The sequence below is a fragment of the Pseudoalteromonas sp. MM1 genome (genome assembly GCF_030296835.1).
GTDB lineage: Bacteria > Pseudomonadota > Gammaproteobacteria > Enterobacterales > Alteromonadaceae > Pseudoalteromonas.
Map to the genome: position 1 here is coordinate 1,720,754 of NZ_AP027922.1, position 12,351 is coordinate 1,733,104.

9 protein-coding genes are annotated in these 12,351 nt (G+C 40.3%); 7 read left to right on the forward strand and 2 right to left on the reverse strand.

The annotated features are described in order from the left end of the window. The first annotated feature begins 1 nt into the window (after window position 1). From lapB to QUE46_RS07820, 3 genes are all read left to right on the forward strand, one after another. Complete coding sequence (gene lapB / locus QUE46_RS07810) at window positions 2–1,138, forward strand: lipopolysaccharide assembly protein LapB (RefSeq protein WP_286247439.1); 1,137 nt, start codon at window positions 2–4, stop codon at window positions 1,136–1,138. A 46-nt stretch (window positions 1,139–1,184) separates the two neighbouring features. After that, on the forward strand, window positions 1,185–1,889 hold the full coding sequence (gene pyrF / locus QUE46_RS07815) for an orotidine-5'-phosphate decarboxylase (RefSeq protein ID WP_286247440.1): 705 nt from the start codon (window positions 1,185–1,187) through the stop codon (window positions 1,887–1,889). A 91-nt stretch (window positions 1,890–1,980) separates the two neighbouring features. Next, window positions 1,981–2,355, forward strand: coding sequence for a hypothetical protein (locus QUE46_RS07820; RefSeq protein WP_286247442.1), 375 nt, complete (start codon window positions 1,981–1,983; stop codon window positions 2,353–2,355). A 249-nt stretch (window positions 2,356–2,604) separates the two neighbouring features. On the opposite strand, the gene QUE46_RS07825 is transcribed toward QUE46_RS07820, so the two are convergent. Next, window positions 2,605–3,435 carry a S1 RNA-binding domain-containing protein gene (locus QUE46_RS07825; RefSeq protein ID WP_286247444.1) on the reverse strand — a complete coding sequence of 277 codons (831 nt, stop codon included), beginning with the start codon at window positions 3,433–3,435 and terminating at the stop codon, window positions 2,605–2,607. A gap of 2 nt (window positions 3,436–3,437) precedes the next feature. Continuing rightward, the gene (locus tag QUE46_RS07830) at window positions 3,438–4,763 is read right to left on the reverse strand and encodes a DEAD/DEAH box helicase (RefSeq protein WP_286247446.1); all 1,326 of its coding nucleotides are present in this window, start codon (window positions 4,761–4,763) and stop codon (window positions 3,438–3,440) included. Between the two features lie 198 nt (window positions 4,764–4,961). Here QUE46_RS07830 and QUE46_RS07835 point away from each other — a divergent pair, with 198 nt between their 5' ends. The 4 genes from QUE46_RS07835 to QUE46_RS07850 all read left to right on the forward strand — a co-directional run bounded on the left by QUE46_RS07835 (window position 4,962) and on the right by QUE46_RS07850 (window position 12,351). Continuing rightward, window positions 4,962–5,969: a rhodanese-related sulfurtransferase gene (locus QUE46_RS07835; RefSeq protein WP_286247448.1), complete on the forward strand. Its 1,008-nt coding sequence runs from the start codon at window positions 4,962–4,964 to the stop codon at window positions 5,967–5,969. Window positions 5,970–6,221: 252 nt separating this feature from the next. Further along, complete coding sequence (locus QUE46_RS07840) at window positions 6,222–7,238, forward strand: efflux RND transporter periplasmic adaptor subunit (RefSeq protein WP_286247450.1); 1,017 nt, start codon at window positions 6,222–6,224, stop codon at window positions 7,236–7,238. A gap of 2 nt (window positions 7,239–7,240) precedes the next feature. Further along, the gene (locus QUE46_RS07845) at window positions 7,241–10,318 is read left to right on the forward strand and encodes an efflux RND transporter permease subunit (protein ID WP_286247452.1); all 3,078 of its coding nucleotides are present in this window, start codon (window positions 7,241–7,243) and stop codon (window positions 10,316–10,318) included. 137 nt (window positions 10,319–10,455) lie between these two features. Then, window positions 10,456–12,351, forward strand: a complete 1,896-nt coding sequence (locus tag QUE46_RS07850) for a DUF294 nucleotidyltransferase-like domain-containing protein (protein WP_286247454.1) — start codon at window positions 10,456–10,458, stop codon at window positions 12,349–12,351.

Consider the following 12,351-nt stretch of genomic DNA (forward strand, 5'->3'; position numbering starts at 1 on the left):
CATGATTGAGCTTTTGTTTTTACTACTGCCTGTTGCTGCCGGTTATGGCTGGATTATGGGCAAAAATAGTGCAAAAAACCAAGCTCATCAACTCAACCGTCAAATCACTTCTGAATACAGTAAAGGCTTAAAGTTTTTACTAGACAGAGAAGAAGATCAGGGCTTAGAGCACCTAATCAACTTATTAGAGGTCGCTGCTGACTCTGTCGACCACTACTCAACCCTTGCTACCATGTTTCGCCGAAGAGGTGAGCTTGACCGCGCAATAAAAATCCATGAACTCCTTTTAAAACATCCAAGTTTAAATGAACAACAAGCTGCTGCTAGCCGTCTAGAATTAGCCGAAGATTATATTATGGCCGGCTTATTAGATGGTGCAGAAGAGCATTTAGTGTGGCTTGTTAAAGCGGGGCATGAACAAGCACTTGACCCAATTATTACTTTATACTCGCAAACCCGAGAGTGGGAAAAGGGCATTAATATGTTCGAAGCCCATAGTGAGTTATTTGTTAAAGAACAGCATTTTAAAGCAATTGCTAATTTTTACAGCGAAGCTGCCCTAAGTGAAAATAAACCGCAATTAATGAGCAAAGCCATTAGTTTAAATTACAAAGCGGTTCGCCCTTTATACGAATTAGGGTTATCGGCTTACACAAGCGAAGACTACGTAAAAGCAATTTACTATTGGCGTGAATTAGTTTGCCAATTTACGTTGTTTGCACCTTTATTTATTGACCAGCTTGCACATAGTTATAAGCAGTTAAATTTAACACATCAATTTCATGATTTATTATGTGACTTGCTCGACAAAGGTGGGGTACTAATAAAAATAAAACATTGCCAAGCATTGTTAGAGCAGGGAAATACTAAACAGGCATTTGAGTTTTTAACTGACAGCTTAAAACGCCAGCCAACAATTAGAGGTTTTAGCTTTTTACTACAGCTAATGGGTGATAAAAACCCAAATACCAAAGAAGTACTTGATGAAATTGACAAGCTAGTTACATCGTATATAGCTACAAAACCAGACTTTCAATGCCAACATTGTGGTTTTACAAGCCACACAATTTATTGGAACTGCCCATCTTGTAAACATTGGGAAACCATTGTGCCAAGTAGAGGCCTAGACGGATTTTAATAACCCCCAACTATTTATAACTTTACTGCCATTCATTAGGATAGTTATGTCTTTAGAAGATACAAAAAAAGTTCTTATTGCCCTAGATTACGACTCACAAGAGGCGGCTCTTAATTTTGTAAAAAAACTCTCACCAGATACGTGTCGTTTAAAAGTAGGCAAAGAAATGTTTACTTATTTCGGCCCTGCATTCGTTAAACAGTTAATTGATTTAGGCTTTGATGTATTTTTAGATTTAAAATTTCATGATATTCCTAACACAGTGGCAAAAGCGGTCACCGCAGCGGCTAATATGGGCGTTTGGATGGTAAACGTTCATGCATCTGGTGGTTTTGAAATGATGAATAAGGCAAAGCTTGCACTTGAAAAGTTTGGTGATAAAGCCCCTTTATTAATTGCAGTGACAGTGCTAACCAGCATGGATGAAGCTGAGCTAAAGCGTTTAGGTGTTGAAAAATCAGCGCAAGAACAAGTTATTCATTTAGCTAAATTAACAAAAGAAGCTGGGCTTGATGGCGTAGTATGTTCTGCCCAAGAAGCGAAAGCACTAAAAGCGCAATTAGGTAGCGAGTTTAAGCTAGTTACTCCTGGCATTCGTCCTGCTGGTAGTGATGTGGGCGACCAAAAGCGAATTATGACACCAAAGCAAGCTATTGAAGCCGGAAGCGATTACTTAGTGATTGGTAGACCAATAACACAATCGTCAGATCCGGTACAAACTTTAATCGATGTTAATAAAACTTTGGTTTAAGTTAACAAAAAGCAATTATTTAGTGCTAAACCCCTTTTATGAATACATTTTTATGCTACATTAGTACTAAGAATGCAGTAAGGGGTTTATTTTGAAGTTAATTTTTGGATCTATTTTAATTGTTGTTGCAGGTTTTTCAGTAAATAAATATGTTTTTTCTAGTAAAGCATATGATGGAGTAGCGACAATTACCGACCTAGTCGCAAATTATCCTGTGGATTTATTTGAATTTAAGCAAACCATGCATGGCTACGCGCATCACTTATGCTATAAAAATGAAGAGCGATTAACGCGCCAAAACGTAACTACGTCAGATTGCATTTCAAATCATGACGACAAACAAATTGAATGTGAAAATAAAGTATTTAGGTTGGCGCCACTAAGCTTAGAAACTAAAGCTGAGATACTAGATTATTCTAAGCAGTATACAGAATGTACGTTACCGTATAAGCGTATTATGGGTTAATGCCTATTAGCGATCCCCTAATTATTTTAAGCGGAGGAAGCTTAGTTTTAGCTTCGTTTAATAAATTTCACTTACTACGAGGTGAAGGTAAAGAGTAGGGCAAAATAAGTGCCGTTATTAATAATAGCTAACTAACGTTTTTATTCATCAAACGTTCTATCATCCTTTAACAATTATTTAATTAAACTATTTAGAAACGTTTTTAACCGTAAGCGCTAACATAATGTTAGCGCTTATAAAAGTGTACGACTATTTTAAGCGGATAGATTTGGCTTCTATGTCAATCAAGCCTTGCTTAAATAAACCACCAATGGCTTTTTTATAGTTAGCTTTACTGGTTGAAAATACTTTTTTGATAAGTTCAGGATCAGATTTATCACCAATAGCTAGTATACCGCCTTCGTTTTTAAGCTTTTCCATTATTTTATCGCCAAGCTCACTTACTTTACCCATGCCTGGTTTTTCAAGAATAACGTCGATTTTTCCGTCTTCTCGTACTTTTTGAATAAAGCCTTTAAGCTTTTGCCCTACAAATAAGTTTTTAAATACCATATTGTAAAAAACAACACCAAAGTGAGACTCTTCAATAAGCACTTTGTAGCCAATATCTGTTTTACCAGCAACAATTAAATCAACTTCTTGTAGGTGTGTGTACTCAGGCTCATCTTTTGATAAAAAGCGGTTAAAGTTGCTTGATGCACAAATACGTTGGCTTGCATTATCTAAATACAAGCGAACTAAATAAGAATGACCTTCTTGCATACGTGGTTTTTGCTCATTAAATGGAGCTAAAACATCTTTTTCTAGACCCCAATCTAAAAAAGCACCTATGCTATTTATTTCTTTAACACGAAGCAGTGCATATTCACCTACTTGAGCATGGGGTTTTTTTACTGTTGCTGTTGGTAAATTGGCGTTATCTAAAAAGATAAAAACGCTTATGCTATCGCCAGCTTCAAGTTCATCTTTAATTTCGTGCTTTGGTAAAAACACTTCCCCTAAATCGTGACCATCAAGGTAAGCGCCTTCATTGCTCACTTCTTTTACAAATAAGGTTTGTGTTGTTCCTAGGTAATTCATAATTATTCCTGCTCAGGCTTTTTTTTACGGCGCATTGGAGAATTGCCATCAATATTCATCGGGGCTTTTATAGGTGCAGCTGGTTTTTTAGGTTTAGCTTTACGTTTAACTTGCGGCTTTTTGACCTGTGCAACTTTTTTAGTTTTTACAACGGTTGTTGCAGGCTTTTTCTCTTTTATACCTTTAAATTTAGCTTTAAGGCCATCAACGCTTGCAAAAACCAGTTCGTCGTTCAAAAACGACTTAATTGCTAAGTAACTGGTCCAGTCTTTAGGACCTACTAGCGATAATGCATTACCTTTAAATCCGGCGCGGCCTGTACGACCAATACGGTGTACATATTCTTCAGCGTGTTTTGGTAAATCAAAGTTGATAACGTGCGTTACACTTAATAAGTCCAGTCCACGTGAAGCAACGTCAGTGGTGATTAAAATTTTAAAATTTTCGCGGCTAAACGAGTCCATAATATCAAGACGTTTGCTCTGTGTTAAATCGCCAGCTAAAGCCACCGATTTAAAACCTTTTGTATTTAATGCTTCGCTTAAACGGCTTGTATCGGCACGGGTCGCTGTAAAAATAATACACTGGCCAACATCATCTTGTTTTAAAAAATGCTCAAGTAATGCTTCTTTATGATCAAGGTGATCGGCTAAATAGAGTGTTTGTTTAATATCACTGTGTTGCTCGTTTGCGGCGCTCAGTGTAATTTGCTTTGGTTTTTTTAATAAATTACGCGATAGAGCATCGACTTGAGCATGATCTAGTGTCGCTGAAAAAAGTAATGTTTGGCGCAAGCGATGATTAGCTTGCTCGTTAATCATTTTTAGCTGTTCAGTAAAACCTAAGTCTAATATACGATCGGCTTCATCAAAAATTAATAGCTCTAGTCCGCTTAATTGTAATGAGCGTTTAGTGATGTGATCGGCCAAACGCCCTGGGGTTGCCACAACAAAGTGCGGGTCGTTACGAAGGGCTTTAATTTGATCGTTAAAGTTCTCGCCACCGAGTATTTTTACAGCTTTAATGTTTGTGCCTGCAATTAATAAACGCAATTGAGTAAATACTTGGGTTGCAAGCTCACGGGTTGGTGCAACGATGAGGACACGAGGATCGCGTTTACTGAGCGCTTTTTGTTTCATCACTCGCTGAACAGCAGGTAATAAAAACGCTAATGTTTTGCCCGACCCAGTTTTTGACTGAGCAAAAATGTCATGCCCTGCAAGTGCGGTAGGCACTGCATGTGCTTGAATATCTGTGGGCTGGGTGATCCCTTGATGTGCTAATTGTGTTTCAAGGCGAGTATCAATCCCAAGATCAGTAAAGTGCAAAGTCGTGTTCTCCAATGTGCAACTTAAATTAATGGCCGCATTATAGCTTACACATGGGTTGTGCCGACAGTAAAAACCATTCTAACGCGCTATTTTTTGCAATTAATTATAAAAAGCGTAAAATACGCGCCCCATATGCGCCGGATTTACGATTCGGTAAACGCCACTTAAGGCTATCAAAGCAAAATAGGAAGCAAAATGACTGCTGTTCATAAAAATGATGTAACAAACGAGCACTTTGTAGTGTGTGCAATGTACAAATTTGTAGGCTTGCCAAATTTTGAAGCACTGCGTAAACCCCTTTTAGAAGTGATGGAAGTAAACAAAGTACGCGGTACTTTATTGCTTGCTGCTGAAGGTATTAACGGTACTGTATCGGCTAAGCGCGAAGGAATAGACAACTTACTTGCGTGGTTAGATACACAAGAAAACCTAAAAGACATAGTGACTAAAGAATCATACGATGATGAATGCCCGTTTTACCGCACTAAAGTAAAGCTAAAAAACGAAATTGTTACGATGGGCGTTGAAGGGGTTGACCCACTAAAAGTAGTGGGAAGCTATGTAAAACCCCAAGAGTGGAATGCATTAATATCAGACCCTGATGTGATTTTGATTGATACACGTAACGATTACGAAATTGAAATTGGCACTTTTCAAAATGCAGTCGATCCTAATACCAAAACTTTCCGTGAGTTCCCTCAGTGGGCAAAAGAAAATTTAGACCCAGAAAAACACAAAAAAGTAGCCATGTTTTGTACCGGCGGTATCCGCTGCGAAAAATCAACGGCTTACATGAAAGAGCAAGGGTTTGATGAAGTTTACCACCTTGAAGGCGGTATTTTAAAATACCTAGAAGAAGTGCCAAAAGAAGAAACAATGTGGGAAGGTGAGTGTTTTGTTTTTGATAATCGTGTAGCAGTAAATCATGATTTACAAAAAGGCTCTTACGATCAATGTCATGCGTGTCGTATGCCGATCACAGAAGACGAAAAGCAAAAGCCAGAATACATGGAAGGCGTTTCGTGTCATCACTGTATTGATAATGTAACCGATGAGCAGCGTGCTCGTTTTGCTGAGCGTCAAAAGCAAATAGAATTAGCACAAGCACGTGGTGAAGGGCATATTGGTAATGAAGCGCAAGCGGTTTTACAACAACGTAAAGAAGCTAAAAAAGCTCAAAAAGATGCGCAGCGCGGTAAATAATCTCTAACTCCTTATTATTTGCATAGCCCAGTTTATACTGGGCTTTTTTATTTAAATAGCCACTTTTTAGTTTAATCCTGCCTGTATTTGTATAAATGCTCAGCCTTTAGGCGCCTTTTTCAAAAATTAATTGGTATTACCAATTAATTTCATCTAATAGTTTTGCTAATTTGTCGTTCTATCCTACCTATTAATCAATCAGCTGTTAGACTTCGTAAGGTAATGGGAATAATAATTAATTAAGGTGTTACTTTGAAATCGCAAAATGTTTTAATCGGTGTGCTCAGTTTGCTGCTGTTGTTCAGCCTTCCTGCAATGAGTGCGAACGTTGTTGTACAAAAAATTACTCTCGAAAGTGTAAAACAACAAGTGCAAGCGGTAGGAAATACAGAAGCAATTCATTCAGTTGTAATGTACCCCGCTGTAGGCGATAGAGTAACAGATGTTTATTTTAAGCCAGGTGATAAAGTAAAAAAAGGCGATACTTTACTCGAACTTGATTCTCGTAGGCAAAAAGCCGTACTTGATGAGGCTAAGATTAAACTTGCCGATACCCAGCGAATATTAAAACGATTAGAACAAAGTCAGGCCAAAGGCGCAGTGCCTAAAAGTGATGTTGACGACGCTAAAACGGTTGTAGAGCTTGCCAAAGTCACCCTCATACAGGCTCAAACTGAACTTGAAGACAGAAAAGTAATTGCGCCGTTCAATGGCATTATGGGTTTAACAGATGTTGAGGTTGGCGATAGAATAACCGAGCAAACCCCCATTGCCACAATAGATGACACAACAAGTCTGTATATAAATTTTAACGCACCGGAGTCCGCTATCAGTATGCTGCGTAATAAAAGCAGCTTAACGGTATTTCCTTGGCAATCAGAAGTTGCCATTAAGGCTGATATTGCCTATTTAGACTCACGCGTAGACCCGCAAACTCGTACTTTACGTGTTAAAGCAAAGCTAAATAATGAGAAGCAACAATTTTTACCTGGTATGAGTTTTAGGGTTCATATTGAGGTGTTAGGGGAGCGTTTTGCAGCAGTTCCTGAAGCTGCATTACTGTGGGGAGCTACAGGCCCTTATGTATGGACCAGCGTCGATAAAAAAGCCACACGTGTTGATGTAAAAATAGAGCAGCGTTTGGCGGGGCGATTGTTAGTCTCTGGGCCGTTAAATAAAGGCGATATTCTAGTTGTTGAAGGGGTACAACGCTTACGTGCAGGCCAAGATCTAAGCTTTAATTTACTCGCTAAAGATACGCAGGAGTAGGTATGAAACAACAACCTATGATGCAAGATTTACCCTCAATGGCGATTCGCCGTCCAGTCCTTATTGTGGTGCTTAACTTACTAATTATTATTGCAGGTATTGCCGCTATTGCGGGTGTTGAAGTAAGAGAACTTCCTGATGTAGATAGGCCACGTATTACGGTTTCGGCCCCGTTTCCTGGCGGCTCGCCTGAGACCGTTGACACGGAAGTAACCAGTAAATTAGAAGGCGCAGTAGCACGTGTAAGTGGCGTTAAATCAATACGCGCACAAAGTGAAGAGGGAAATGCACGTATTGTGGTCGAATTTAGACCAGGCATAAACTTAGATGACGCCGCAAATGAAACGCGTGAATCTGTGGCACGTGTAGAACGAGACCTTCCAGAGGAAGTGGAGCGGGTTTCTATTATTAAAGCCGACAACGACGCCGAAGCGGTGGTATCTCTTACTGTTTCGAGTGAAAGTTTATCGCTTGAAGCGCTTACCGAGCGCGTAAATGTTGACTTAGCGCCGCAATATTTAACTATTCCGGGTGTTGCAGATGTACGCTTAAACGGTGATAGAGAAAGAGTATTAAGAGTACGAATTGACCCGTTAAAACTAAGTAGCTTTAATTTAACAGTGCCCGATGTAGCACAAGTACTTAGCCAAGCGCCGTTTGATGTGCCAGCAGGGAGTTTGAAGTCAAACGATCAGCAAATTATTGTACGTGCCGATGCAACCTCCATTACTCCAGAGCAAGTGGGCGATATTATAATACAAGGCGATACCCGAATTAGTGATATTGCGGCTGTGTATTTTGGCCCTGCCGATCCGCGCTCTATGGTAAGGCTAAATGGTAAGCCCGTTATTGGTATGGAAATTATTCGACAAGCACAATCAAATACAATTGAAATATCAGATGAAGTGCTCAAACTCATTACAAGTATGCAAACGCGCTTTCCAGAAATGGAATTTACACTTACCTCCGATGACGCACAATTTATAAGAAGCTCAGTAGATGAAGTAATTTACTCTTTATTACTTACGGTATTGTTAGTGGTTGTCACTTTGTGGGTATTCATTGGCTCTTGGCGGGCCACTTTAGTGCCTGCTTTTGCTATTCCTGTTGCCTTAATAGGGTCTTTAGCACTTATATGGGCACTGGGTTTTTCAATAAATATTTTAACCTTGTTAGCGCTCGTATTAGCCACAGGCTTAATTGTTGATGATGCCATTGTAGTAAGTGAAAATATTCAGCGCCAGCGGGGGCTAGGTTTAGGGCGTCGAGCTGCTGCTGTTATTGGCACACGCGAGGTGTTTTTTGCTGTTATGGCAACCACTGCTGTACTTGCAGCTGTATTTATACCCATTGCCTTTTTACCCTCTACGGCGGGTCGCTTATTCAGAGAGTTTGGTGGTGTACTGGCCGGCGCAGTAATTATCTCAAGCTTTGTTGCACTTTCATTAGTACCTGCGCTTACCTCCAAATTAAAGTTGAAACAGGGAGGTTTTCACCCATTTGCTAAACTAGGTCATTGGTTGGGCGGTATTTATACAAAAACAATTCATAAAGTGCTTAATCAGGCATGGCTTACGTTTACGGTGTGTTTAATGGTTGCAGCAGGCTCAGGTGCATTGTACGCCAGTTTAGATAACGAGCTTTTGCCCACAGAAGACCGAGGGAAAATTCGTATATTTGCACGAGGCCCAGATGGTGTAGGGCTTAACTTTATGGATAGGCAAGCAATGAAAATGGAAGATATTTTACTTCCGTTTGTAGATAGCGGCGAAATTGAGTCTATTTATACTGTGGTAGGCCAATGGGACCCTAATATTGTGTTTATTACTGTGCCACTAAAACACTGGGATGAAAGGCACTTTAGCCAACAAGAAATTATTAATAAGATACGTCAGCCACTTGGCGATATTCCAGGAGCACCGGCTTACCCGGGGGGGGCTAATAGTTTAAATTTACGTGGCCAAGGGGGAGGCGTTGAAATAGCGCTGCTTGGGCAAGATTATTTGCAAATATTTAAAGCGGCTCAGCAGTTTTCTGCGGCTCTTGAAAAGGCTGTTCCTGAGGTGGCACCTGTGCGTATCTCATATCAGCCTTCTCAACCACAACTTAGAGTAAATATAGACAGGCGCCGTGCACAAGAGCTCGGTGTATCGCTAAACGACATTGCTATTACCTTGCGCGCAGCAATAAATGGCGACGACGTAGAAGATTTAAACATTGGTGATCAGTCTGTGCCAATTATGTTGCAAGCGCAAAACCAAACAATAAACAGCCCAAGCGATCTGGTTAATTTATACATAAGAGCCGGTAATGGTAGTTTAGTTCCTTTAAGTAGTGTGGCTTATATTTCTGAAGAAGGCGTGGCAGCAGAGCTTGAGCGTCATGCCCAGCGCCGCTCTATAGAGTTAAGCATGGAGCTGCCAGAATCGTTAACCATTGCTGATTTAGTTGAGCAAATAAAAACGGTGTCTGAGCAGTCGTTAGAACCAGGTATTGCACTTGCGTTTAAAGGCGAAGCACTAACCTATGAAGAAACATCCAGCGAAGTACTTGTAACTTATGTTCTTGCTTTTTTAATTGTATTTTTAGTGTTGGCTGCCCAATTTGAAAATGTAAATAGTGCCATTGTGGTTATGATAACCGTTCCCTTTGGTATTACATCGGCCATATTAGCGCTTTATTTAACCGGCACATCGCTAAATATTTACTCTCAAATTGGTTTAGTCATGCTGATAGGCTTAATCGCTAAAAACGCAATTTTGCTTGTTGAATTTGCTGATCAATTACGCGATCAAGGTTTAACAGTCAGAAAAGCGGTCGAGCAAGCTGCACTGGTACGTTTGCGCCCAATTACAATGACCCTTATATCTACTCTACTTGGTGCATTACCGTTAATACTCTCTACAGGTGCGGGGGCCGAGGCCAGAAATGCCATTGGCTGGGTGGTGTTTGGCGGATTAGCACTTGCGGTGTTGTTTACGCTTTATCTTACTCCGGTAATTTACTTAGGCTTAGCACGCTTTACCACGCCAAGGGGGGATGAATCTAAGCAGCTCGCACAAGAGCTTGAAAAAATCTAACCTTAAAGCCATGCCCAGCAACGTTTATAAATTAAAAGTGTACTGGGCATGGTTATGGCTTGATTGGCATACCTTGTTTGTTAAGATAGCCACTTGAGCATATACATGCCTTTTTGTGTGGCCACAAGGAATCCCCAATGCAAGCCGAACAAGTTGAAATTGCGCAATTTTTAGCGCAGCACCCGCCATTTGATGACTTACCAACAAACGCTTTAAACGAGCTTGCGCAACAAGTTGAGGTAGCTTACTACCGCTCGCAAACTGATATTTTAACGTTAGGCCAAGACATCGCTGATTTATTTATAATTCGCAGTGGCTCTGTGGAAATTTATCGTCGTAATAACGAGCTTTATAATCGCTTAGATGTGGGCGGTATTTTTGGCCAAATGGGCTTGTTGATGAATCGTAAAGTGCGCTTTCCTGCAAAGGCATTAGAGGACACCCTAGTTTATTGCATTAACTTTGAACTATTTAACCGTTATTGTGATGAGTTTGACGGCTTTGCTGATTATTTTGAAGCCGATGGCAATGTACGCCTTCGCCAAGCGTTAGTTGAGCAAGCCGACAGCAACGATTTAACAACCGCCAAAGTTAAATCGCTTATTCACCGTGATGTGGTAACGCTAAGTACTCAAACCACCATACAAGATGTTGCAAAAGTAATGACAGAAGAAGCGGTATCTTCTGTGTTAGTTACCGATTTAGATAAACCAATAAGCGACGACCCAGAAGAAGATGATGGTCAAATAGTAGGTATTATTACCGACCGCGATATACGCACAAAAGTGGTAGCACAAGGCCTAGGGCTTGATGTTACTGCTGATAAAATTATGTCAACTAATCTTGTACTGCTTGATTCAAATGCCTATGTATTTGAAGCCGTGCTTGCCATGCTTCGTGACAACTTGCACCACTTACCTGTGGTACAAAAACGCCGACCCATTGGGGTTATTTCATTATCCGATATTTTAAGGTACGAGTCGCAAAGTAGTTTACTCTTGGTACGCGGTATTTTAGCGCAGCAAACTATTGAAGATTTAGCACATTATGCGCGCCAGCTGCCCAATGTATTTGTACGTATGGTAAACGAAGATGCTAATTCACATATGATTGGTACGGCAATGGCGGTAATAGGGCGTACTTTTAAACAGCGCTTATTAGTACTGGCTGAAGAAAAATATGGCCCGCCGCCAGTACCTTATTGTTTTATCGCGTTAGGCTCTATGGCGCGAGATGAACAACTTATTGTAACAGATCAAGATAACGCGCTTATTTTGGATGACAATTACGATGATGAAAAACACAATGAGTACTTTCAAAATATTTCTGATTTTGTGTGTGATGGCTTAGCGCAATGTGGTTATACCTATTGTAGCGGCGAGATTATGGCCTCGTTTAAAAAATGGCGTAAAACACGCTCGCAATGGTTTGATCAATTCTCACAGTGGATAGCCTTACCTAAACCACAAGCACTGCTTAACAGCTCAATATTTTTTGATTTAGATGGTGTGTGGGGTAAAACTAAATGGGCCGACGAGCTTAAAATTTTTATTGCTAAGCAAAGTAAACAAAACCGTGTGTTTTTAGCAAATATGGCCGCCAATGCCCGAAACCGTACACCGCCACTTGGTTTTTTTAAAGGCTTTGTGCTTGAGCATAACGGCCAACATAAGCGCTCAATGAACTTAAAACGTAGAGGCACTGCGCCGCTTTCTGATGTAATAAGAGTGCATGCTCTGGCGATAGGCTCTCGTAAGCAAAATTCGTTTGAACGCCTTGAAGATATTATTGAGTCGCGCTTGTTACCTGAGGGCAAAGCACAGGATTTACGTGACGCATTAGAATACATTGCCATGATGCGAATTCGTCATCAAGCATGGCAAATAGAGCAAGAAGAAGAGCCAGATAACGACATAGACCCGCATTTACTTTCGCCGTTTGAGCAACGCAATTTAAAAGAAGCGTTTGCGATACTCGAAAAAGCGCAAAGTTACTTAAAATTTAGTTATTCAGCTAATGTAGGTGTGAAGTAA

Excerpts from the sequence above, each read along its gene's own strand:
- lapB (WP_286247439.1), top strand. The coding sequence starts at position 2 with ATGATTGAGCTTTTGTTTTTACTACTGCCTGTTGCTGCCGGTTATGGC.
- pyrF (WP_286247440.1), top strand. The coding sequence starts at position 1,185 with ATGTCTTTAGAAGATACAAAAAAAGTTCTTATTGCCCTAGATTACGAC.
- QUE46_RS07825 (WP_286247444.1), bottom strand. The coding sequence starts at position 3,435 with ATGAATTACCTAGGAACAACACAAACCTTATTTGTAAAAGAAGTGAGC.
- QUE46_RS07835 (WP_286247448.1), top strand. The coding sequence starts at position 4,962 with ATGACTGCTGTTCATAAAAATGATGTAACAAACGAGCACTTTGTAGTG.
- QUE46_RS07845 (WP_286247452.1), top strand. The coding sequence starts at position 7,241 with ATGAAACAACAACCTATGATGCAAGATTTACCCTCAATGGCGATTCGC.
- QUE46_RS07850 (WP_286247454.1), top strand. The coding sequence starts at position 10,456 with ATGCAAGCCGAACAAGTTGAAATTGCGCAATTTTTAGCGCAGCACCCG.